The sequence below is a fragment of the Chelatococcus sp. KU-N122 genome (genome assembly GCF_055391085.1).
Genome location: NZ_AP043981.1, coordinates 2087964 through 2110591 on the forward strand (window position 1 = coordinate 2087964; position 22628 = coordinate 2110591).

The 22628-nt window shown below is 66.9% G+C and carries 16 protein-coding genes; 11 read left to right on the top strand and 5 right to left on the bottom strand.

The annotated features are described in order from the left end of the window. Window positions 1-105 precede the first annotated feature (105 nt). Complete coding sequence (locus ACZ5PO_RS09315; RefSeq protein ID WP_464192577.1) at window positions 106-1464, top strand: dicarboxylate/amino acid:cation symporter; 1359 nt, start codon at window positions 106-108, stop codon at window positions 1462-1464. Between the two features lie 156 nt (window positions 1465-1620). On the opposite strand, the gene hemF is transcribed toward ACZ5PO_RS09315, so the two are convergent. Next, on the bottom strand, window positions 1621-2544 hold the full coding sequence (gene hemF / locus ACZ5PO_RS09320) for an oxygen-dependent coproporphyrinogen oxidase (protein ID WP_464192580.1): 924 nt from the start codon (window positions 2542-2544) through the stop codon (window positions 1621-1623). Further along, window positions 2541-3038, bottom strand: a complete 498-nt coding sequence (locus tag ACZ5PO_RS09325; RefSeq protein ID WP_464196774.1) for a tRNA (cytidine(34)-2'-O)-methyltransferase — start codon at window positions 3036-3038, stop codon at window positions 2541-2543. The genes hemF and ACZ5PO_RS09325 overlap by 4 nt, the downstream gene beginning before the upstream one ends. Window positions 3039-3364: 326 nt before the next feature. Between ACZ5PO_RS09325 and ACZ5PO_RS09330 the strand changes: the two genes are divergently transcribed. The 7 genes from ACZ5PO_RS09330 to ACZ5PO_RS09360 all read left to right on the top strand — a co-directional run bounded on the left by ACZ5PO_RS09330 (window position 3365) and on the right by ACZ5PO_RS09360 (window position 12222). Next, window positions 3365-5266: an ABC transporter ATP-binding protein gene (locus ACZ5PO_RS09330; RefSeq protein ID WP_464192582.1), complete on the top strand. Its 1902-nt coding sequence runs from the start codon at window positions 3365-3367 to the stop codon at window positions 5264-5266. A gap of 425 nt (window positions 5267-5691) precedes the next feature. After that, on the top strand, window positions 5692-6222 hold the full coding sequence (gene petA / locus ACZ5PO_RS09335; protein ID WP_464192585.1) for a ubiquinol-cytochrome c reductase iron-sulfur subunit: 531 nt from the start codon (window positions 5692-5694) through the stop codon (window positions 6220-6222). A 37-nt stretch (window positions 6223-6259) separates the two neighbouring features. Further along, window positions 6260-7567, top strand: coding sequence for a cytochrome b (locus ACZ5PO_RS09340; RefSeq protein ID WP_464192588.1), 1308 nt, complete (start codon window positions 6260-6262; stop codon window positions 7565-7567). 21 nt (window positions 7568-7588) lie between these two features. Next, complete coding sequence (locus ACZ5PO_RS09345) at window positions 7589-8470, top strand: cytochrome c1 (protein WP_464192591.1); 882 nt, start codon at window positions 7589-7591, stop codon at window positions 8468-8470. Between the two features lie 175 nt (window positions 8471-8645). Beyond that, the gene (locus tag ACZ5PO_RS09350; protein ID WP_464192593.1) at window positions 8646-9521 is read left to right on the top strand and encodes an S-methyl-5'-thioadenosine phosphorylase; all 876 of its coding nucleotides are present in this window, start codon (window positions 8646-8648) and stop codon (window positions 9519-9521) included. A 133-nt stretch (window positions 9522-9654) separates the two neighbouring features. Continuing rightward, window positions 9655-10203 carry an adenine phosphoribosyltransferase gene (locus ACZ5PO_RS09355; RefSeq protein ID WP_464192595.1) on the top strand — a complete coding sequence of 183 codons (549 nt, stop codon included), beginning with the start codon at window positions 9655-9657 and terminating at the stop codon, window positions 10201-10203. Window positions 10204-11397: 1194 nt separating this feature from the next. Further along, complete coding sequence (locus tag ACZ5PO_RS09360; protein ID WP_464192598.1) at window positions 11398-12222, top strand: enoyl-CoA hydratase; 825 nt, start codon at window positions 11398-11400, stop codon at window positions 12220-12222. Between the two features lie 71 nt (window positions 12223-12293). Here the strand turns inward: ACZ5PO_RS09360 and ACZ5PO_RS09365 are convergent, their stop codons facing one another. Further along, the gene (locus tag ACZ5PO_RS09365) at window positions 12294-12983 is read right to left on the bottom strand and encodes a TetR/AcrR family transcriptional regulator (protein ID WP_464192600.1); all 690 of its coding nucleotides are present in this window, start codon (window positions 12981-12983) and stop codon (window positions 12294-12296) included. Between the two features lie 418 nt (window positions 12984-13401). Here ACZ5PO_RS09365 and ACZ5PO_RS09370 point away from each other — a divergent pair, with 418 nt between their 5' ends. The 3 genes from ACZ5PO_RS09370 to ACZ5PO_RS09380 all read left to right on the top strand — a co-directional run bounded on the left by ACZ5PO_RS09370 (window position 13402) and on the right by ACZ5PO_RS09380 (window position 16221). Continuing rightward, the gene (locus tag ACZ5PO_RS09370) at window positions 13402-14223 is read left to right on the top strand and encodes an enoyl-CoA hydratase/isomerase family protein (RefSeq protein ID WP_464192603.1); all 822 of its coding nucleotides are present in this window, start codon (window positions 13402-13404) and stop codon (window positions 14221-14223) included. Between the two features lie 75 nt (window positions 14224-14298). Next, window positions 14299-15858, top strand: coding sequence for an acyl-CoA synthetase (locus ACZ5PO_RS09375; RefSeq protein WP_464192605.1), 1560 nt, complete (start codon window positions 14299-14301; stop codon window positions 15856-15858). Window positions 15859-16002: 144 nt separating this feature from the next. Continuing rightward, window positions 16003-16221, top strand: coding sequence for a hypothetical protein (locus tag ACZ5PO_RS09380; protein WP_464192608.1), 219 nt, complete (start codon window positions 16003-16005; stop codon window positions 16219-16221). A gap of 162 nt (window positions 16222-16383) precedes the next feature. On the opposite strand, the gene ACZ5PO_RS09385 is transcribed toward ACZ5PO_RS09380, so the two are convergent. Both ACZ5PO_RS09385 and ACZ5PO_RS09390 read right to left on the bottom strand, forming a co-directional pair. Further along, window positions 16384-17721, bottom strand: a complete 1338-nt coding sequence (locus ACZ5PO_RS09385) for a Hint domain-containing protein (RefSeq protein ID WP_464192610.1) — start codon at window positions 17719-17721, stop codon at window positions 16384-16386. A 2218-nt stretch (window positions 17722-19939) separates the two neighbouring features. Next, complete coding sequence (locus ACZ5PO_RS09390) at window positions 19940-21277, bottom strand: Hint domain-containing protein (RefSeq protein WP_464192613.1); 1338 nt, start codon at window positions 21275-21277, stop codon at window positions 19940-19942. Window positions 21278-22628 lie beyond the last annotated feature (1351 nt).

The following is a 22628-nucleotide window of genomic DNA, read 5'->3' on the forward strand; positions in this document are numbered from 1 at the left end:
GGCGTCGCTTGCGGCGCGGGTCTGCGCCGGCATCCGACACATCATCACGGCTCCCAACGCCGCCCCAGCAACGAGGCGCCGACGGGTCCGAGGGAGAGAACCCCCATGGCACTGGCCCTTCCCGCGCCGGCTCCGGCCGCGCCTCGAAAGCTCTATCAGCACCTCTACGTCCAGGTGCTCGCCGCCATCGCCGCCGGCATCCTGCTCGGCCATTTCTATCCGAGCCTCGGCGCCGACATGAAGCCGCTCGGCGACGCCTTCATCAAGCTGGTCAAGATGGTCATCGCGCCGGTGATCTTCCTGACGGTCGTGACCGGCATCGCCGGCATGCGCGATCTCGGCAAGGTCGGCCGCGTCGCCGGCAAGGCCATGATCTACTTCCTGGTGTTCTCGACCCTGGCGCTGATCATCGGCCTCGTGGTCGGCAACCTCGTCAAGCCGGGCGCCGGCCTCAACATCGATCCGGCCACCCTCGATGCCAAGGCCGTGGCCGGCTATGCGGCCAAGGCCCACGACCAGACCCTGGTCGGCTTCCTCACCAACATCATTCCGGCGACGCCGGTGAGCGCGCTGGCATCCGGCGACATCCTGCAGGTGCTGTTCTTCGCCGTGCTCTTCGGCATCGCGCTGGCCGCCATCGGCGAGCGCGGCGAGCCGGTGATGACGGTGCTGACCTCGCTGTCGCAGGCGATGTTCCGCCTCGTCGCCATCCTGATGAAGGCGGCGCCGATCGGTGCCTTCGGCGCCATGGCCTTCACCATCGGCAAATACGGCATCGGCTCGGTCGCCAACCTCGCCATGCTGATCGCCACGTTCTACCTGACGGCGGCGCTGTTCGTGGTGGTCGTGCTCGGCGCCGTGGCCCGCTACAACGGCTTTTCGCTGCTGGCCCTGGTGCGCTACATCAAGGATGAGCTGCTGCTCGTGCTCGGCACCTCCTCGTCGGAGGCGGCGCTGCCGAGCCTGATGGAGAAGATGGAGCGCGCCGGCTGCGCCAAATCCGTGGTCGGCCTGGTGATCCCCACCGGCTATTCCTTCAATCTCGACGGCACCAACATCTACATGACGCTCGCCGCGCTGTTCATCGCGCAGGCGACCGGCATCCAGCTGAGCCTGTGGGATCAGGTGTTGCTGCTGCTCGTCGCCATGCTGAGCTCGAAGGGCGCCGCGGGGATCACCGGCGCCGGCTTCATCACGCTCGCGGCGACGCTGTCGGTGGTGCCCGCGGTGCCGGTCGCCGGCATGGCGCTGATCCTCGGCGTCGACCGCTTCATGTCGGAGTGCCGGGCGCTCACCAACTTCATCGGCAACGCGGTGGCGACCGTGGTGGTGGCGCGCTGGGAGGGCGAGCTCGACCAGGACCGGTTGCGGACGGTCCTCGCCGGCGCTGCCGTCGATATCGAGGACATCGCCCTCGAGGGTGAGCCGGCCACGCCTGTCGCGGCGGCCGTGGCCGCCCGGTAGTGCCGGCGCTCCCCGTCATGGCCGGGCTTGACCCGGCCATCCATCCACTTGAAAATAAACACATAATGTCTGCCCTATCGGGCAGACGTCAGTCGATTCGATGGATGCCCGGGTCAAGCCCGGGCATGACGGCGCTGACGTGGCGTGCCGCGTTTGTTAAGGCCAGCGCACCGTCGGCGGCATGGACGACAGGATCGAGGCGATGTTGCCGCCGGTCTTGAGCCCAAAGATGGTGCCGCGGTCGTAGAGCAGGTTGAACTCGACGTAGCGCCCGCGGCGGACCTGCTGCTCGACCCGCTCCTCGTCCCGCCAGGGCCTGGCGACGTTGCCGCGCACGATGCGCGGGTAGACGTCGAGGAAGGCCTCGCCGACCGTCCGGGTGAAGGCGAAGTCGGCGGCGAAGTCGTCGCGCCACACGTAGTCGTAGAAGATGCCGCCGATGCCGCGCGCCTCGCCCCGGTGCTTGAGCAGGAAGTACTCGTCGCACCAGGTCTTGAAGCGCTCGTAGTCGGCGGGACGGTGGGCGTCGCAGGCGGACTTCATGGCCGCATGGAACAGCTGGCTGTCGGCATCCTCCTGGGTGCGGCGGGCGTCGAGCATCGGCGTGAGATCGGCGCCGCCGCCGAACCAGGGCTTCGACGTCACGACGAAGCGCGTGTTCATGTGCACGGTCGGCACCTGCGGGTGCCAGGGATGCACGATGAGCGACAGCCCCGCCGCCCAGAACCGCGGGTCCGCTTCCGTGCCCGGGATCTGGTCGCGGAATTCGGGGGCGAAGGTGCCGTGGACGGTGGAGACGTGCACACCGGCCTTCTCGAACACCCGGCCGCGCAGCATGGCCATCACCCCGCCGCCGCCCGGCGCGCCGGAATGGTCGGTGCGCGCCCATGGGGTCCGTTCGAACCGTCCCGGCGCGTCGCGGCGGGACGGCTCCAGGTCGGGCGCGAACGGCCCGGCCGCCTCGTCCTCGATCGCTTCCAGCGCCGCGCAGATGCGCTGCTGCAGCGTCGCGAACCAGGCGCTGGCGGTGCCCTTGTCGTGCTCCAGGCTCCTCTCCGGGTTCAAGCTGGTGTCGGTCACGGCTTCGGTCCTTGCGGTAGCGGCTCCGGCGGGGGCGCCGGCGGCCATTGGCCGGTCTGCCGCAGCGCTTCGCCGAGTAGCATGGCTGCGGCCACGGCGACGTTGAGCGAGCGCAAACCAGGCGCCAGCGGGATGGCGAGGCAGGCATCGGCGGCGGCGTGGACCTCGTCCGGCACCCCGGCGCTCTCCCGTCCCAGCAAAATAGTGTCCGTCGCCGCAAAGGCGAAATCCGTATAGCGCATGTCGGCGCGCGTCGTGGCCAGCACCAGGCGGCCGCCGCGCGCCCGGGCGTCGGCGGCGAAGGCCCGCCAGGACGCGTGCCGCTCGATGGCGACGCGATCGAGGTAGTCCATGCCGGAGCGGCGGAAATGCCGGTCGGTCACCGGAAAGCCGGCCGGCTCGATGATGGCGACAGGCACGGCGAGGCACGCGGCGAGCCGCAGGATCGTCCCGGTGTTCTGCGGGATGTCGGGCTGGTAGAGGGCGAGGCGCATGGGGCTCATTACAGCATGATCCCCAAAAGTGGACGCCGGTTCTTGGAGCCGAAGGCCCGCGTCAGCGAACAGGTCGCGCTCAAATAATGAGTTAGAGCGGGGTGACGGCTCGAGGGGATATCATCCCGCTCCAGCCCAAGGTGTTCGGTCGGCGACCGGCCGGCGGGCGCCCGTCGTGCGGCCTTACTTCAGCCAGAAGCGGCGCCTATTGCCGCGCCCACCTAAATCAACGCCGGTCCGCCGCGCGCCGCCACAGGGGCGGCGACGGGCGGATTCGCCGTTCCGCGGCCTCGGCAAGGCGCGGCGCGCGATCAGGGAAGCGGGCCATGTTCTCCAGCATCTACGGGTGGCTCGAGCGTCGCATCGACGTCTTCGCCCCCTTCGACGATCGCCGGACGCCGCCCGACACGCTCGCGGGCTTCACCCGCTTCTACCTCGGCCCGGTCAAGGGCTGGCTGGCGCTCGTGTTCGTCGCCTCGCTGATCGTCGCGGTGGTCGAGGCCTCGCTGCTGCTGCTGGTCGGGCGCTTCGTCGACCTGCTGAGCCACAGCACGCCGCAGACGCTGATCGCCGACCACGGCTGGCTGCTTGCCGGCGGCGCCATCGCGCTGCTGGTGGCGCGGCCGCTCAGCCACGTGGTGAGCGAGATGCTGGTCAACCAGGTCATCGTGTCGTCGCTGACCAACCGCATCCGCTGGCAGACGCACCTGTACACGCTGGGCCACGCGCTGTCGTACTTCCAGGGCGATTTCGCCGGCCGCCTCGCCAACCGCGTCACCCAGGCGGGGCCGGCGCTGCGCGAGGCGGCGACCGAAGTCCTCGACATGATCGTCTTCGTCGTCGTCTACGTGCTGGTGGCGCTCACCGCCTTCACGTCGGTGAGCCCCTGGCTGGCGGCGCCGATGATCGCCTGGATGGTCGCCTACGGCATCCTGATGCGCTACTTCGTGCCGCAGGCGCAGGAGCGCTCGCTCGCCGTCTCCGAGCGCCGCTCGTGGCTCATCGGCCGCATCGTCGACAGCTACACCAACATCCTCACGGTCAAGCTCTTCGCCCGCACCGACACGGAGCGCTCGACCGTGCGCGACGCCATGGTGAGCCACACCGAGGCCTACCAGCGCAGCATGCGCCTGTTCACCGACGTCGCCACCATCCTGAGCGTCATGAACACGCTGCTGCTGCTGGTCACCGCCGGCGTGGCGCTCTGGCTGTGGACGGGCGAGGCGATCACGGCGGGCGGCATCGCCGCGGCGCTGGCGCTGGTGCTGCGCATCGGCGAGATGTCCAACTGGTTCATGCAGGTGCTGCGCGGGCTGTTCGACAACGTCGGCGTCGTGCAGGAGAGCATGCAGACCATCGCCAAGCCGCACCAGCTGGTCGACCGGCCGGGCGCCCGGCCGCTGGTCGTGCGCCGGGGCGAGATCAGCTACGAGAACGTGAGCTTCCACTACGGCCGCGGCCGCGGCGCCATCGACCGGCTCGACCTGGTCGTGGCGCCGGGCGAGCGGGTCGGCCTGGTCGGCCCGAGCGGTGCCGGCAAGTCGACGCTGATCAGCCTGCTGCTGCGGCTCTACGACGTCCAGGCCGGCCGCATCCTGGTCGACGGCCAGGATATCGCCGGCGTCACCCAGGACAGCCTGCGCCAGCAGATCGCGGTGGTCACCCAGGACACCTCGCTGCTGCACCGCTCGATCCGCGACAACATCGGCTACGGCCGGCCGGATGCGCCGGAGGAGCACATCGTCGCGGCGGCCGTCTCGGCCGAGGCCTCGCCGTTCATCGCCGAGCTGGAGGACCACCGCGGCCGGCGCGGGCTCGACAGCCATGTGGGCGAGCGCGGCGTGAAGCTGTCGGGCGGCCAGCGCCAGCGCATCGCCATCGCGCGGGTGCTGCTCAAGGATGCCCCGATCCTCATCCTCGACGAGGCGACCTCGGCCCTCGACAGCGAGGCGGAGGCGGCCATCCAGCGCCAGCTCGACCGGCTGATGGCGGGCAAGACGGTGATCGCCGTGGCCCATCGCCTGTCGACGATCGCCGCCATGGACCGCCTGATCGTCATGGACCGCGGGCGCATCGTCGAGCAGGGCACCCACGCCGAGCTGGTCGCCGCGGGCGGCCTCTATGCGCGGCTGTGGCTGCGCCAGTCCGGCGGCTTCATCGGCGAGAGCGACCGCCAGCCGGCGGCGGCTTCGGCGGAGCGCATAGCCCGATCGGATGTGGCCGTCTGATCGGCGAGAAGCGCTCCAACTCCTTGAATCTGGATCGTTTCGCGGTCGGCAGAATCCGCCCGGCGGCGAAGGGCTCCGCGCATCGCCGCGGGCGGGCGCGGTATGGACACCTCTTTTGAAGCATGCCAAACAGCGCCCGGCGGAGCCGGTGGCGGCCCTGGGCGCTGCGGCGCCGTCGAGGGCGGCGATTTGGCCCGACGCGATGGCGGGCACGGGGCGGCAATGACGCCAACCGGTTCTGCGATCGATGCAAGCGCTTTGGTTTTTGAATGGGTCTAGGCGACCGACGGTCGCATTGCGGAGTTCCGGCGTGCGTGTTTCGTGCGACGTGCGTCTTTTGACCGGCTTGGCGCCGCGCTTGTGCGCCGGCTGCCGGCCTTGAGGCAAAGGTCGCGGGGGCGACGTCATTCACGTAGGAGCCTGTCTTGGCCGATACCATCACTGCCGCCGAGCCGACGCGGCGCGATTTTCTCTACATTGCAACGGGCGCTGTAGGTGCGGTCGGTGTTGCGGCGGTCGTGTGGCCGTTCATCAGCCAGATGCAGCCCGACGCGGTCACCATCGCCGCCGGCGCGCCAGTTGATTTCGACCTGGCGCCGGTCGCCGAAGGCGCGATCGTCAAGCTGTTCTGGCGCGGCAAGCTGATCTTCGTCCGCCACCGCACCAAGGTCGAGATCGCATCGGCCGAGGACGTCGACGTCAGCACGCTGCGCGACCCGCAGGCCGATTCGGCGCGCGTCAAGGACGGTCACGCGCAGTGGCTCGTGGTGTACGGCAATTGCACGCACCTGGGCTGCGTGCCGCTCGGCCACCAGGGACAGTACGAGGGCTGGCTGTGCCCGTGCCACGGCTCGGTGTTCGACACCTCCGGCCGTATCCGGCAGGGACCCGCGCCCACGAACCTGCCCGTGCCGCCCTACAAGTTCGTCTCCGATACGAAGATCACCATCGGCTGAGGCGAAACGACTTCCTCTTTTGAGACAGGCGACCATCATGGAAGGCCATTCGACTTACGTTCCGAAGAGCGGCATCGCCAGGTGGCTCGAGTCCCGCTTGCCCATCGGCGGGCTCATCCATTCCTCGTTCATCGCCTTCCCGGTGCCGCGCAACCTGAACTATTTCTGGACCTTCGGCGCCATCCTGATGATGATGCTGGTGGTGCAGATCGTCACCGGCGTCGTGCTGGCGATGCACTACACGCCGAACGCCAAGCTCGCCTTCGCCTCGATCGAGACGATCATGCGCGACGTGAACTTCGGCTGGCTGCTGCGCTACATGCACGCCAACGGCGCGTCGATGTTCTTCATCGCCGTCTACATCCACATCTTCCGCGGCCTCTACTACGGCTCCTACAAGGCGCCGCGCGAGGTGCTGTGGATCCTGGGCGTCATCATCTTCCTGCTGATGATGGCCACCGCCTTCATGGGCTACGTGCTGCCGTGGGGGCAGATGAGCTTCTGGGGCGCCACCGTCATCACCAACCTGTTCTCGGCCTTCGACGAGCTCATCCCGGGTGTCGGCACCTGGATCGTCACCCTGCTGTGGGGCGGCTTCGCCGTCGACAACCCGACGCTCAACCGCTTCTTCGCCCTGCACTACCTGCTGCCGTTCATGCTCGCCGGCGTGGTCATCCTGCACGTCTGGGCGTTGCATCACGTCGGCCAGAACAATCCGACCGGCGTCGAGGTGAAGAACGTCCGCAAGGACACCATCCCCTTCACGCCCTACGCCACGCTGAAGGACACGGTCGGCACCGTCGTCTTCCTGCTGTTCTTCGCCTGGTTCCTGTTCTACATCCCCAACTACATGGGCCACGCCGACAACTACATCGAGGCCAACCCCTCGGTGACGCCGGCGCATATCGTGCCCGAGTGGTACTTCCTGCCCTTCTACGCCATCCTGCGCGCCATCCCCTCCAAGCTCGGCGGCGTCATCGCCATGTTCTCGGCGGTGCTGATCCTCGCCGCCGTGCCGTGGCTCGACACCTCGCGGGTGCGCTCGGCCTCCTACCGGCCGCTGTATCGGCAGTTCTTCTGGGTGTTCGTGCTGGTGTGCATCGGCCTCGGCTACCTCGGCGCCAAGCCGCCGGAGGGCGGCTACACCATCGCCGCGCGCATCCTGACGATCTACTATTTCGTCCACTTCCTCGTCATCCTGCCGCTGCTCGGCCTCATCGAGACGCCGCGCCGGCTGCCCGGCTCGATCGCCGAATCGGTTCTGGAACGCCCCAGGGGCGGATCGGCGGCCGCGGTGTCGGCCGGGCCGGCGGGGGCCGTGGCGAGCCCCGAAACGAAGGGCTGAGTCGTGAAGGGGCATCGCATTATGAACAAGACCCTCCTCGCTGCCGGCCTGCTGACTGCGGCTGCGGTTGCGCTCTCCCTGCCGGCGCGCGCGGCCGAATCAGGCGGCGGCGGGCATGGCGGCAGCGAGCCGCCGGCCATCAGCTGGACCTTCGCCGGCCCGTTCGGCACCTTCGATCAGCAGCAGCTGCAGCGCGGCTACAAGGTGTATCGGGAGGTGTGCTCCAGCTGCCACTCGATGAAGTTCCTGTATTTCCGCAATCTCGCCGAGCCGGGCGGCCCCGGCTTCAGCGAAGGCCAGGTCAAGGCCCTGGCGGCCGAGTACAAGGTCCAGGACGGCCCCAACGACCAGGGCGAGATGTTCGAGCGGCCCGGCCGGCCGGCCGATCATTTCCCCAGTCCGTTCCCGAACGACCAGGCGGCCGCGGTCGCCAACGGCGGCACGGTGCCGCCGGATCTGTCGCTGATGGCCAAGGCCCGCACCTACGAGCGCGGCTTCCCCAGGTTCATCATCGACGCGTTCACCCAGTTCGCGGAAACCGGGCCGAACTACATCCACGCCATCCTGACCGGCTACGAGACGCCGCCGGCCGGCTTCCAGATGCCGCCCGGCGGCAACTACAACGCGTACTTCCCCGGCCATGTCATCGCCATGCCCAAGCCGCTCAGCGACGGGCAGATCGACTACAAGGGGCCGGACGGCAAGCCGCAGGCGCCCGAGACCGTCGACCAGTATTCCAAGGACGTCTCCGCCTTCCTGATGTGGGCGGCGGAGCCCAAGATGATGGCGCGCAAGGAAACCGGCTTCAAGGTCTTCATCTTCCTGATCGTGCTCGCCGGACTGGTCTACTTCGTCAAGAAGAAGGTCTGGGCGCCGCTGCACGACCATCCCGAGCCGGCCTGAGCCGCGGCGCGGCATGAGCTTGTGAACGAGGGCCGGAGAAGCCGACAGCTTCTCCGGCCTTTTGTCGTCCGGAGGGCCGCTCGAGCGGGTGGCACCTCCGTCGTCATGGCCGGGCTTGACCCGGCCATCCATCCACTCAGGATACGTGAAGCCGGCGACGGAACGGAGGTCGAGGATGGCCAAGGCGGTGCTGGGGGTGATCGGCGGTTCGGGCATCTACGACCTGCCGGGCCTGGAGGACGTGCGCGAGGAGGCGATCGCGAGCCCCTGGGGCGAGCCGTCCGATACCCCGCGCCGCGGCCGTATCGGCGCGACCGAGATCGTGTTCCTGGCCCGCCACGACCGCGGCCACCGGCTGCCGCCGTCGGAGATCAACTACCGGGCCAACATCGACGTGATGAAGCGCGCTGGCGTCACCGACCTCGTGGCGCTCTCCGCCTGCGGCTCCTTCCGTGAAGAGCTCTATCCCGGCCTGTTCGTCTTCGTCGATCAGTTCATCGACCGCACCGTCCGGCGCGAATCGACCTTCTTCGGCCGCGGCTGCGTCGCCCACGTCTCCTTCGCTCACCCGGTCGGCCCTCGCCTCGCCGAGCGCCTGGCGCAGGCGGCTGCGGCCGAGAACATCGGCCACCACAAGGGCGGCATCTACGTCTGCATGGAGGGGCCGCAGTTCTCGACGCTGGCCGAATCGCGCGCCTACAAGGCCATGGGCGCCGACGTCATCGGCATGACCAACATGCCGGAGGCGAAGCTCGCCCGCGAGGCCGAGATCACCTACGCCTCCGTCGCCATGGTCACCGATTACGATTGCTGGCACGAGGAGCATGACGCCGTCGACGTCGCCGCGGTGGTCCGTGTGCTCAAGGAGAACGGGGACCGGGCCCAGCGGCTGGTGGCGCGGCTGGCGCAGGATTTCCCGGCCGAGCACGAGGCCTGCCCCGCGGGGTCCGACCGGGCGCTCGACGGGGCGATCATCACGCCGCCGCAGGCGCGCGATCCGCTGCTGCTGGCCAAGCTCGACGCCGTGGCCGGCCGCGTGCTCAATGCCTAGAGGGGCCGCGATCGGGTGGACCCGTCCAATCGCAAGAGAAGCGCTCGAGATTCAAAGATGATGAGCATGTCTGTGCCGGTGGATGATCCCATCCAACGGCGGATGCCCCGACCTGACGCCCAGGATTGATGTCATGATCACCAGCCAGCTCGCGACCGATCTCGCCGCCACGGTCCGCTCCATTCCGGATTATCCCAAGCCCGGCATCATCTTCCGGGACATCACCACGCTGCTCGGCAACCCGCGCGCCTTTCGCCGCGCCGTCGACGAGCTGGTGCAGCCCTGGGCGGGGTCGAAGATCGACAAGGTCGCCGGCATCGAGGCGCGCGGCTTCATCCTCGGCGGCGCCGTCGCCCACCAGGTCTCGGCCGGCTTCATCCCGATCCGCAAGAAGGGCAAGCTGCCCCACACGACGGTCCGCATCGCCTATTCGCTCGAGTACGGCCTCGACGAGATGGAGATGCACGACGATGCCGTGGCGGCGGGCGAGCGGGTGGTGCTGGTCGACGACCTGATCGCCACGGGCGGCACGGCGGTCGCCGCCACGAAGCTGCTCAAGCAGTGCGGCGCCGAGGTGCTGGCTGCGATCTTCGTCATCGACCTGCCGGATCTCGGCGGGGCCGACAAGCTGCGCGAGCTCGGCACGCCGGTACACACGCTGATGTCGTTCGCGGGGCACTGAGATCCTGCGGCTCCGCCAGGGGTTGGCAGCGCTCGGCGTGCGCCGCGATGCGACCTTTCGGCTCCGCCTGCAGCCGGCGAAACGGGCCGCGTGGGGGCGGCGTCGACGAATGCGGACCGCGCTGCGGGTGTCGGCGCGGCAACTGCCCGATCGCGCGGTTTCGCCAAGCAAGATGGAAAGTAGATTTCTAGCTGAATGTATTCCGCCTGCGCAGGGTAATGCCAATTCTATAGAAGGTCCTGCGTATCCGTGAGTTTTTGTCGCCTTTTTGCGTCTACGCATGTTTTCCTATACGGCGCACGGTTTGAGCATGATCGCGCCGCGCGCATCATGACTACTCCTGCCTCGGAACCGATTCGCGTCGATCGGAATTCGACCGCGCGGGCTCTCTTGCGCTGCGTCCAGTGCATACGCTCTATGCGTGATCGTCATGATATTTCGAGCGCATGGGATGCCGGAACGGAAGCTCCGGCGCGGAATTTCGCCCAGCGCGTTCGAGGCGAGAGACCGAGACCCGATGATCGATCACGGCCTTGTTTGCCGCCGCATTGTTGACACCATCCGAGACCGCTGCCTATAGCCGCCGCGTATCGTGTGGTTGCCGTAGGGTTAATTTATGCATAAGCCGCTCATCCTAGGTGCACTTCTACTCACGCTCGCTGCATGTCAGTCGCCACAGGATTCGATGATCGACGCGCAAGTGACGTGTTCTGCTTCCGGATTGCGGCCGGGGACCCGCGCTTATGAGCGCTGTCAGAATGTAAACTATCAGCAAAACAGGCAGCGGGCCGATCAGGCGGCGAGCGCGGTGGCGGTCGGCGCTGCGGCGGGTGTCGTGGGCGGCGCGCTCATCGGCGCGGCGACGGCCCCGCGTCCGTACTACTATCGCTGCAACGGTTGGGGCTGCTGGTAGGCGCACCCGGCCCTTCGGAGATCGGTCGCTTCGGCGGGTCTCGGAGCGCTTGCTGATCGGCTGAAAACACCCGATCAGCGAGGCGCGCTCCAGATGGCGGGTTCGACACCGTTGCCGGCCGACTCTGCGTAGCCCGGCCGGCGCACGGGCCTCGCCGGCGCACCCCGCGCGTCCCTCCGCCGCCCCGATGGGCGCGGATGCGGCCGGCGCGCTTCCCATCGCGGCCCGGCCGTCTATGGTGGCTCTCAAACAGGCTGACCGCAGCGATCAGGGAGAGCGCCATGAGCTACGAGCACATCCTTTATTCCGTCGACGATCTGGTCGCGACCATCACCCTCAACCGGCCCGACAAGCTCAATGCCTGGACCGGCACGATGGAAAAGGAGATGCGGCAGGCGGTGGAGACCGCGGTCGACGATGAGAAGGTGCGCGCCATCGTCATCACCGGGGCCGGCCGCGGCTTCTGCGCCGGCGCCGACATGACCCTGCTCAGCGGCATCACGGCAGGCGACCGGCCGGCCGACGCCGGCACGCCGCAAGCCGAGGCGCGCGGCAGCAACAGCGACATCGACGACAATTTCGAGCGCCGGTTCAGCTACATGCTGCGCCTGCCCAAGCCGGTCATCGCGGCCATCAACGGCCCGATCGCCGGCATGGGCGTGTGCATGGCGATGTTCTGCGACTTCCGCTACATGGCCGAGAGCGCCAAGCTGACGACCGCCTTCGCCCGGCGCGGCCTGATCGCCGAGCACGGCATCTCGTGGATGCTGCCCAAGCTCGTCGGCGTCACCAATGCGCTGGACCTGCTGCTGTCGGCCCGTACGGCGACGCCGGCGGAGCTCGAGCGCATGGGGCTGGTGCGGGTGCTGCCGGATGCGGATTTCTTGGGCGCCGTCCAGGGCATCGCCCGCGAGCTGGTGACCAACTCCTCGCCTCGCTCGATCCGCGTGATGAAGCGGCAGGTCTACGAGGGCCTGTTCCAGTCGCTCGACACCGCCTGGGCCGTGGCCGACGAGGAGATGGTCAAGTCGTTCGACAGCGCCGACTTCAAGGAGGGCGTCGCCCATTTCCTGGAGAAGCGCGCTCCCGCCTTCACCGGGCGATAGGCGGAGCGGACGGATGGGCCGGCTCGGCCCGGCCATCCATCAGCCGAGACGCCTGCTCGAGCGGAGGGCGTTCATGACACCTCTTCCGTGACAGCGCCCTGATCGGGCGCCGTCCCCTCGCTCAGAGCGCGCTGGAAGGCGAGCACCCGCGGGGCCAGCAGCGCCTGGCCTTCGGCCGAGGCGGCGCCCCGCAGCGCCAGCGCGTAGCCGAGGCCCACGGCGGCTTGCAGATTCTCCACCTCGACCTCGCCGATGACCCAATGCAGCATCACCGACCGGAAGCCGTAGTCGAGGCTGCGCAACAGCATGCCGGTGTCGATCCCCTCCATCAGCATTCCGGCCGCCGCGGCCTCGTCCAGCAGCTTGATCCAGAAGGCCCGGCGCTTGGGGTTGAAGATGGCGTCGCGTTCCTCGGCGCCGGCGGCGTCGAGCACGCTGGTCCACAGCACCCGGTAGAAGGCCGGATCCTCCTCATAATAGCTGATGGCGAGCTCGGCGGCCCGCAGCAGCTTGTCGAGCGGGTTGAGGGCACTGGAACCGGCGAAGCGATGGCCGAAGCCCTTGATGTCCTCGAGCACGGCCACCAGCACCGCCCGCTTCGAGCCGAACAGATTGTAGGGCGTCGCCAGGCTCACGCCGGCGCGGGCGGCGAGCGCCCGCATCGACAGGCCGGCGTCCCCCGTCTCGCGGATCAGCTCGCGGGCGGCCAGGATGATGCGCCGCCGCCGCTCGCTCTTTCCCGCTTCGCGCTTGTTCTCCATGCCCTATCCAAACTTCGGCCAGCTGCCATGCCTAGTGCATTTCGCCCTCGAATGGGATCATCCAATAGCAGAGACGTGCTCTTAACGTCTTGAATTTGGAGCGCTCTTTCGCAATCGGACGGCTCCCTCGCTTGCCGGGCGCGCGAGAGCGCATCCGGACCTCGGTTGACGTCTTCGGGAAACTATATCATGTTATAAAAATGAGGGACAGCGGCGGAGCTGTCGAGCCACGGGCAAAGCACCCGTAGGCCACCCGCCGTCAGGGGAGGGCTGCGGTTCGATGGCATCACGGTCAACACGCGCCCAACCAACGACGTCCCGATCATCCGCATGCAACCGATCCGCCTCAAGGGCGAGGGCTTCGATCCCACCGGCCCGGTCTTGAGCGAAACCGTCAAGAGCGAGTGAGGGCGACCCCATGACCATCAGGCCGGCGATCCCCACCAGCGCCTTCGAATGCGTGCTCTACGAGGTGGGCGACCATATCGCGCGCATCACGCTCAACCGGCCGGAGCGGCGCAACGCGCTGAACCGGCGGGCCTACGACGAGGTGGAATCGGCGTTCCGGGCGGCGGCCGCCGATGCGGAGGTGCGCTGCGTCGTCGTCACCGGCGCCGATCCCGCCTTCTGCGCCGGCGAGGACGTCAAGGAGATGATGACCGGCGAAAAGCCGGCGGCGGAGACGAAGCCGGCGCCGGTCGTGCGCCGGCCGCCGACGCCGGCGGCCATGGCCGCGCTGGAATGCGACCGCCCGGTCATCGCCGCCGTCAACGGCTCCGCGGTGGGCTGGGGCATGGAGCTGGCGCTCTACGCCGACATTCGTATCGCCTCGGACAGGGCGAGCTTCGCCGAGCTGTTCATCCGGCGCGGCCTGATCTGCGACGTCGGCGGCCTGCTGCGCCTGCCTGCCATCGTCGGCCCGGCCAAGGCCGCGGAGCTGCTCTATACCGGCGACCTGATCGATGCGGCCGAGGCCGGCCGCATCGGCCTGGTCAGCGAGGTTGTGCCCCACGCCGAGCTGATGGCCCGGGCGCTGGCGCTGGCCGGCCGCATCGCCCGCAACTCGCCGCTCGCCCTTCGCTACATGAAGGAGGGGCTGCGCCGCACCAGCTACGGCGATCCGCGCGAGGTCGGCAGCTGGGCCATCGAGGTGATCTACCGGCTGTTCGACACCGAGGACCACCGGGAAGGGGTGCGCAGCTTCCTGGAAAAGCGCGAGCCGGTGTTCGTGGGGCGCTGAGCGCGCCGCTGTGCAGCGAAGGCCCGGCAGGCTCCCCTGGGATCAAAGCTGCGGCCCGCACGAGGGGAGGGCGCCATGAGCGCAGAGGCGGGATCCTGGGTCAGGATCGGCGACCGCATCAAGACCAAGGCCGAGATGGACGAGCGGGCGCAGCGTGCGGCGCGGGGCTACGCCAGCCTCGGGGTCGGCCGCGGCGACGTCGTCGCCGTCTACATGCGCAACGACTTCGCCTTCATGGAGGCGTCGCTGGCGGCGGGCCTGGTCGGCGCCTACGTGGTGCCGGTCAACTGGCACAACACGCCGGAAGAGGCGCGCTACGTGCTGGAGAACTCCGGCGCCAAGGTGCTGGTGATCCATGCCGATCTCTACCGGAAGATCGGCCATGTGGTGCCCGCCGGCGTAAAGGTCGTGGTCGCCGCGACGCCGCCGGCCCTGATGGCGCCCTACAGGGTCGATGCCGACAGCGCCATGGTGCCGGCGGGCGCAACCGACTGGGAGGCGTGGGTGGCGGGCTTTGCGCCGCTCGAGCCGCCGTTCGAGACCTCGCCGGGGTCGATGATCTACACCTCCGGCACCACCGGGCAGCCCAAGGGGGTGCGCCGGCAGCCGCCGACGCCCGAGCAGGCCCTGGCCAGCCAGGGCATGATGCAGATCCTCGGCGGCCTCGCCGGCTGGACGCGGCCCATCGACGAGGCCGTGCTGTTGATTCCCGGGCCCGCCTACCACTCGAGCCCCAATGGCTGGATGTTCGCCTTCTACAACCTGGGGGCCAACCTGGTCGTCGAGCCGCGCTTCGACGCCGAGGGCGTGCTGCGCACCATCCAGGACCGTCGCGTGAGCCACGTGCTGATGGTGCCCACCATGTTCGTGCGGATGCTGGCGCTACCCCCGGAGACGCGAGCCCGCTACGACGTCTCCAGCATCGTCCACGTCAACCATGTGGGCGCGCCCTGCCCGCCGCATATCAAGCGCGGCATGATCGACTGGTGGGGGCCTGTCATCACCGAGCACTACGGCTCGACCGAGGTCGGGGCCGTGACCTTTTGCACGGCACAGGAGTGGCTCGCCCATCCCGGCACCGTCGGTCGCGCGCTTCCCGGCTGCGAGATCGTCATCATGGGCGCGGACGGCCAAGCCCTGGGGCCGGGCCAGGAGGGCGAGATCGTCTGCGGCCGCGACCACTACCCCGAGTTCACCTACCACGGCGACGATGCCAAGCGGCAACGTTCGGCTCGCGGCCGGCTGGTGGCTACAGGCGATGTCGGCTACTTCGACGCCGACGGCTTTCTGCACCTCTCCGGCCGCGCCGGCGACATGATCATCTTCGGCGGCACCAATATCTATCCGGCCGAGATCGAGGCGGAGCTGCTGAAGGTTCCCGGCGTCGCCGATTGCGCCGTCTTCGGTATTCCCGACGAGGAGTTCGGCGAGCAGGTGTGCGCCTTCGTCCAGCCCAAGGCGGGCGCCGACCTGGACGAGGAGGCGATTCGCGCTGATCTGCGGCAGCGGCTCGCGAGCTACAAGGTTCCCAGGCGTATCGTCCTTGCGGAGGACTTGCCGCGCGAGGACACGGGCAAGATCTTCAAGCGCAAGCTCAGGGAGCCGTTCTGGGCCGGCGTCGGCAGATCCATCTGACGACCCGGCGCCGTTCGTCGCCGCAGCGGGGCGCGCGACCATCGAGACGTCCACCGGAGGCTCGATTAACCCTTCGGAAACTTTAGCCGAATGCTTTTTGGGGTCCTGGTGAAACCCACCCCCGGCTTCGGCGGTTGATCCGGCATGACACCTGAAGACACCAACGCCGCGCTGCGCTTCAGCGAGGCCGCCGTATCACTGATGCTTGGCCGCGCCATTGCCGAGAGGCTGTCCGATGTCGTGCGGCAGCCCCTGCCGCAAGCGGTCGTCGACCTGCTGAACGAGCTCGACGGAGCGCTCAGCCACCAGGCGGCTCGTCTGTCGGACGGCTGCACCCGTCCGACAGACGAGCGCGACAGATGATCACGCGGCCTGGCAGGAGGGGCTGAACGTCGAGCTGCCGCTTCGAGGCCCGGCGCTCCAAACAGCATCATGGCCGCTGGCCGGGTACGACCCGGCCAGCGGCCATGATGTGATTCATGGAGCCGGGACCGCCGAAAGCGGTCCCGGCAAGCGTCGCTGGTATCAGGCGGCCTGCTGGGCGCCGATGGAGAGGATGTCCGCACGCGCCGCGATCCGATCGCGGGTGCGCTGGGGCAGCTGGCGCCAGGCCTTGGCCCGCGGCAGGTCCATCTCGGCGACCGGCGCCTCGGGCGCCTCCTGCCAGTTGTCGAAGGCCCGGCGGCTGACGTTGTCGACGAAGGTCTCCGCGGCGACGCCCTCGACCATGACCAGCGAGTGGTCGTCCAGCTCGACGTGGTAGTAGACGAAGGTCTGCGGCACTTGGCCGTCGCGGGCGATCGTCGTGCCGTTGACGAGGGCACCGGCCTGCACCAGGCACTCGTCGATCAGCAGGGCGTGGTCGGGGGAGACGTAGAGGTCGCGCGCCGGCAGGTTGTCGCCCAGCGCGCCCGCCTGGATGCGGACCGGCAGCGACTTGGCGGGATCGGCGAAGCGGCGCGACACGGTCTGGCGGGCCAGCCAGCGCACGGGCTTGGCGACGCCGTCGGAGGTCATCACCAGGTCGCCGGCGGTCAGCGTCTCGATGGCGACGGCGCCGTCCGGGGTGGCGACCATGGTGCCGGCGAGGAAGCACGCGGCGATGATGAGGCCGCCGTCTTCGCTGATGTGCAACGGCCCGTTGTTCGCCAGGAAGGCGCCGGTCGGGAAGGTGCCGTCGGTGACGGTGAAGGACAGGAGCTGGTTGCCGTCGGCGTCGAATCCGATGATCGTCTGGTTGCCGAAGATGTCCGTCGAGATCGTGTAGTTGTTGAGCGGCGTCGGCAGGTTGGCGAACTTGATCTGGTCGGTCGTGACGTCGAAGCTGTTGATGGTCAGGCCGGCGATGTTGATGAAGGCGCCTTCGGAATCGATCACGAAGGTGCCGCCGCCGTCGTCGAAGTTGATCGTGGTGCCGGTGACGAAGTTGAGGACGTCGTAGCTGCCGGTGAAGGTGCCGCCGCTGTTCAGGTTGACGGTGGTGCCGGTCAGGCCCGCCGCGACGCCGGAGCCGTAGGTCACGTCACCGCCGTCCACGTTGATGGTCGTCCCGCTCAGGGCCGCGCCGCCGGTGTTGATGACGGCCGTGCCGCCGATGTGGAAGATCGTGTTTCCGCCCAGGGCGAGGAGCGTGGTGATCGATCCGTCGATGGTCGGGGGAACGAAGTAGTGCGTCGGCAGGATCGGAATGGCGACGAGGTTCAGCGTGCCGCCGTCCGTCTGCAGAACGTTGCCCTGGGGAACGGCGTTGAAGGTCTCGGTGCTGCCGTCCGCCTGGGTGACGGTGACGCTCACGAGGCCGAGGAAGTTCGGCGCCGAGACGTTGTAAGATACGCCGCTGTCGGGATCCGTGTAAATTGGCATCTGATCGGTCTCCGTTGTGGTGAACTGGCTATGAGCGCGGGTATCGACTCGTAAGCACGCTCAAGAAAAGCTTTGGTCGCGTTGCGACATAGTATGTCCCGCGACGCGGGCTGCCTCACGTCGAGCTGGTAGCAAGCGAGTAACGCTTGAATCCGCCCCTTCCCAAGTGAACACGGTCTTACGATCGACCAGGCGCCGCCGCAGTCGCCGCATTGAGCACCTGCGTTGTCGCTAAAAACCTGGCGGACGACCTGAAGGCCCCTGCGTCCGTGACGAATACCAAAAGCTTAAAGCGCCTCGCGGTTGGTTGGAAGGCATTAAAACAAATGACCTAGACACAAAAGCGTGAAGTATTTCGATCAGCCGAGATGAAAACATCCGATGGGCGAGCGCCTTAGAGCGACGGGAACTCCGACGAAACCGCAGCTGCCGCTCTATGCTCTTCAGATGAGGTCATCCGAACCGATCGAAATACTTCAATTTTTTAAACCTGAAGCGCTCTTCTCGTCGTCGCCTGATACCGTCCGATCACAAAACGCTTTAGCCCGAGCAGGCAGCGGCTGATCCGGTCCGGCCAATGGCGGAACAGGCGCGCCGATCCTGCACTTAGAAATTCACATGACCGCTCGCTACGAAACGTCGGCTCCAGCGTGATCGGACGATCAAGTCGAAAAAACGCTCTCCCCAAAGCCACTTATTCTTGCCAGGTAAATATGATTACGTGACATATACGCGATCTCGGCCGGTGAATCGGCAAGAATTATCTCGACATCGGGCCCATACAAAGCCGGTGTTCGCTCTCGCGGTCCGCCCCCTATTCAGCACAAGATGATATAGGGAAAAAGGCGTATGGTTGTCAATCGGGCAAATACCCAATTTGGAGTATTAAGCCGACCACAAAGAAGTATAAATTGACGGAGATGGCGTATAAACGCAAAAAAGCCCCCGGCGAAATCATTTCGTCGGGAGGCTCATCGAAAGAAGAGCGTGCGCTTTAACGCGAATCCACGTAACGCACCGAGGCGTTTGCCGCCAGCACGTATGCAGAGTAAGTAACGAGGCGTAGAGTGGGGGGAGGCCGGCTCTATTGTCGAGCTACCTTCCGTGCGGACTATCAAAATCCGACTGTAATCCTCTGAGTCGGCGTCGGGGCGGCCGCAAAATGGATTGCGGCGGGCAGGGGGCTCCGCCCGAGGCGGCCGGGCGTACGGCGCACGCGACGGTTCGGGGTTGATGGACCGGCGAGCGAAGACCCCGCTCTCCCACGGGCTTGGTGGCCCTCAGGCCGGCCGGTCGTTCGCTCGCCACCGCATTTGGCAGCTCACCGGACCTCGACCGCGAGGGCAGGGTGTTGGGCCTCGCCACGTGGCGTGATCGGCGCTCTCACGCCCTACCCGGTTTGCGCTCGCTCCGCTCCCGCAACCCAACCTCGCCCCGCCTGCGGCTATCGAATGCACACATCTCGACGGGGCAGATTCTGCCGTCGTTGAGGCGGTGGGACCCCACCCCCACCAGTCCCTCCGCTGCGCCCAGGAGCGCTGCGTGCTCCCGATCCTAAAAATGGAGCATGTCCGAGGAGATGCTCTCGACAGCCTTCTCGCAAGGGGGACGCCGTTCGTTTGGCCGGCTCGCCACCTCTCCCACGGCTACAAGCAAGCGCTCCTCCCTCCTCCCACGAAGTGGCGGGGAGGGGTAGGGGTGGGGGCGTCCAGCTTCTTTGCGCTTGCAGAACAAGAGTTTAGCCTCAAGCCTCAGATGTGCGAATCCCATAGCCGCAAGCGCGGAGAGGGGCGCGGCTGCACCGTCGGCGACCAACAGAATCCTGCAAAGCAGCTGTGCGGAGCTGCCAGTTATCGAGGCATCGAACGCCACGTGACGCGGCGCCGTCCGAATCGGGGCGCATCTCCCATGGCGGCACGGCGAGACACCGCTGCATGTGGTCCTGAGCCAGGCAGCCTAGAGCATTCCGCCATTGGACGGACCCATCCAATGGCAGTGAAATGCTCATAGTTGAATCTGGAGAGCCTTGCGATCGGCTGGACTCACCCAATCGCAAGGCGCTCCAGAGCTGGAAACGCGCCGGCGTTCGATTCGGCACTCCATAACGTCATGGCCGGCGGCCGGGTCTTGCCCGGGCCGCCGGCCATGGTTCGCTCTTCTGAGGCAAGGAGAGCCCGGACCACCGCCAGAGCGGGTGGTCCGGGTCGCCAAGCGGTTATCAGGCGGCCTGCTGGGCGCCGATGGACAGAGCGCCCGTGCGTGCCGCGATGCGGTCGCGGGTGTGCAGGGGCAGCTGGCGCCAGGCCTTGGCCCGCGGCAGGTCCATCTCGGCGACCGGCGCCTCGGGCGCCTCCTGCCAGTTGTCGAAGGCCCGACGGCTGACGTTGTCGACGAAGGTCTCCGCGGCGACGCCCTCGACCATGACCAGCGAGTGGTCGTCGAGCTCGACGTGGTAGTAGACGAAGGTCTGCGGGACCAGGTCGGCGCGAGCGATCGTCGTGCCGTTGACGAGGGCGCCAGCCTGCACCAGGCACTCGTCGATCAGCAGGGCGTGGTCGGGGGAGACATAGAGGTCCCGCGCCGGCAGGTTGTCGCCGAGGGCGCCGGCCTGGATGCGGACCGGCAGCGACTTGGCCGGATCGGCGAAGCGGCGCGACACGGTCTGCTTGGCGAGCCAGCGCACCGGCTTGGCGACGCCGTCGGAGGTCAGCACGAGGTCGCCGGCGGTCAGCGTCTCGATGGCGACGGCGCCGTCCGGGGTGGCGACCATGGTGCCGGCGAGGAAGCACGCGGCGATGATGAGGCCGCCGTCTTCGCTGATGTGCAGCGGCCCTTCGTTCGCCAGGAAGGCGCCGGACGGGAAGCTGCCGTCGGTGACGGAGAAGCTCAGGAGCTGGTTGCCGTCGGCGTCGAAGCCGGTGATCGTCTGGGTGCCGAAGGCGTCCGTCGTGATCGTGTAGTTGTTGAGCGGCGTCGGCAGGTTGGCGAACTTGATCTGGTCGGTCGTGATGTCGAAGCTGTTGATGGTCAGGCCGGCGATGTTGATGAAGGCGCCTTCGGAATCGATCACGAAGGTGCCGCCGCCGTCGTCGAAGTTGATCGTGGTGCCGGTGACCAGGTTGAGGACGTCGTAGCTGCCGGTGAAGGTGCCGCCGCTGTTCAGGTTGACGGTGGTGCCGGTCAGGCCCGCCGCGACGCCGGAACCGTAGGTCACGTCACCGCCGTCGACATCGATCGTGACACCGCTGAGCGCCGCCGCGCCGGTGTTGATGACGGCCGTGCCACCGATGTGGAACGTGGTGTTGCCGCCGAGCGCGAGGACCGTGGTGATCGATCCGTCGATGGTCGGGGGAATGAAGTAGTGCGTCGGGATGATCGGAATGGCGATGAGGTTCAGCGTGCCGCCGTCGCTCTCCAGAACGTTGCCCTGGGGAACGTTGCTGAAGGTCTCGGTGCTGCCGTCCGCCTGGGTGACGGTGACGCTGACGAGGCCGAGGAAGTTCGGCGCCGAGACGTTGTAAGATACGCCGCTGTCGGGATCTGTATAAATCGGCATTTCAGTCAGGCTCCATGGTGGTTAACAGGGCGGGCGAGCCGGCAGCGGCGTCGCCCAATGGGGTCATCCCGCGATAGTGCGCGGTTGAGTTGTGAATCGAGGCTCAAAAAAATAATTGTACGTATAGCATCTGGCCTTTAGGCCTCACTGGTTACGAGGTCTGTCAGCGTAGATTGCTCGGCAAGACGTCCTCTTGGCGAGTTATATACAAACAAAATGCAGCATTCGCCGTAAATTATCGGCGCTTACCGTCATGCGGAAAGTCAAAATGTCGCCTGCGGACAAGCCGCACCGCCGATCTCATATTCGATTATAGTTCCGAAGCTTGCCCCCTTCCCATGCGGCTACGTCCGCGCGATCGGATTGAGTGAATTCGTCGCGGCTAGGATCAAGAATAAGGCGGCTGATCCTGGTGCAACCTCATCTCTGGGGTCTTGCAGGCAAACAGGACAAGCATATTATTTTCTACTTGCGCAAATACAGCGTCGATGACAAATAGGCGCCTCACTCAAATCGACTTTTCAGCCGAATTAAGCTTTCCAATTCGAGCACTAGACGCACAACCGCTTTCGCTCACCGCGCGAACGCAGGGCGTTGGTGCAGCGCCGACGCCGCCAAGCCAATGAGATATTGAGTCGAAGGCAGACCCCCATACACCTCCTTCATTGCCGAATAAGCACGATTACTCGGCAACGACACGATCGTGAGTCGCGAGCCGACATAGGCCAACTCGCTATGGTTTCGCGCTAAGCGATTCCATATCCCCTACCTCACGACATGAGTGTAGCTAGACGGCGTTTTCACATCAAGCAAAAAAGCGTTGGATTTTGATAGAGACGGTGTTTTTTTGCCAGACACGGAGTCTTGGAACCCGTATATGCCGTATAGCAGACACGGCATGTGGCCTTGGCGCTTGATCCGCGCGAGTTTGTCGCAGAACAAGACTCGCAATGCGCGAATCGCCGAACGTCGGGTAACACTTCGGCGCTTTAGCGATATGCCGGCTATATAGCAAGTAACAAAACGCGTGATGCGAGCGGCTTATCTCTATACGGGAATCGCGCGGAATCGCGGACGAGTCATTCGCCGTATAGGCGGCAAGAGCCCGACGACAATCCGTTATTCCAAGTTCGGTTGCTTGCGCATCGACGCCCGCGCGCCCGCCCGTTTCAGACGGGATAGCGCTTAGACCGCGGACGCGCCGCAGGGTCGGCCGAAGATGATTCAGGCTGCGTTGACGGCAGCCGCAGTGCATCGGACGACGAAGCGGCTGGCTCTCGTCGCACGGAGGTCACGCGGCAGCAGTATAGTGATGTAGATCCAACACTGGCGGGCGGCGGCTAGGCCCGTT

What these genes read in the sequence shown, in the direction of transcription:
- ACZ5PO_RS09390 (WP_464192613.1), bottom strand. Translation starts at nt 21,277, where the DNA reads ATGCCGATTTATACAGATCCCGACAGCGGCGTATCTTACAACGTCTCG.
- ACZ5PO_RS09365 (WP_464192600.1), bottom strand. Translation starts at nt 12,983, where the DNA reads ATGGAGAACAAGCGCGAAGCGGGAAAGAGCGAGCGGCGGCGGCGCATC.
- ACZ5PO_RS09355 (WP_464192595.1), top strand. Translation starts at nt 9,655, where the DNA reads ATGATCACCAGCCAGCTCGCGACCGATCTCGCCGCCACGGTCCGCTCC.
- ACZ5PO_RS09315 (WP_464192577.1), top strand. Translation starts at nt 106, where the DNA reads ATGGCACTGGCCCTTCCCGCGCCGGCTCCGGCCGCGCCTCGAAAGCTC.
- ACZ5PO_RS09325 (WP_464196774.1), bottom strand. Translation starts at nt 3,038, where the DNA reads ATGCGCCTCGCCCTCTACCAGCCCGACATCCCGCAGAACACCGGGACG.
- ACZ5PO_RS09340 (WP_464192588.1), top strand. Translation starts at nt 6,260, where the DNA reads ATGGAAGGCCATTCGACTTACGTTCCGAAGAGCGGCATCGCCAGGTGG.
- ACZ5PO_RS09345 (WP_464192591.1), top strand. Translation starts at nt 7,589, where the DNA reads ATGAACAAGACCCTCCTCGCTGCCGGCCTGCTGACTGCGGCTGCGGTT.
- ACZ5PO_RS09370 (WP_464192603.1), top strand. Translation starts at nt 13,402, where the DNA reads ATGACCATCAGGCCGGCGATCCCCACCAGCGCCTTCGAATGCGTGCTC.
- ACZ5PO_RS09330 (WP_464192582.1), top strand. Translation starts at nt 3,365, where the DNA reads ATGTTCTCCAGCATCTACGGGTGGCTCGAGCGTCGCATCGACGTCTTC.
- ACZ5PO_RS09380 (WP_464192608.1), top strand. Translation starts at nt 16,003, where the DNA reads ATGACACCTGAAGACACCAACGCCGCGCTGCGCTTCAGCGAGGCCGCC.
- ACZ5PO_RS09385 (WP_464192610.1), bottom strand. Translation starts at nt 17,721, where the DNA reads ATGCCAATTTACACGGATCCCGACAGCGGCGTATCTTACAACGTCTCG.
- ACZ5PO_RS09360 (WP_464192598.1), top strand. Translation starts at nt 11,398, where the DNA reads ATGAGCTACGAGCACATCCTTTATTCCGTCGACGATCTGGTCGCGACC.
- ACZ5PO_RS09350 (WP_464192593.1), top strand. Translation starts at nt 8,646, where the DNA reads ATGGCCAAGGCGGTGCTGGGGGTGATCGGCGGTTCGGGCATCTACGAC.
- ACZ5PO_RS09375 (WP_464192605.1), top strand. Translation starts at nt 14,299, where the DNA reads ATGAGCGCAGAGGCGGGATCCTGGGTCAGGATCGGCGACCGCATCAAG.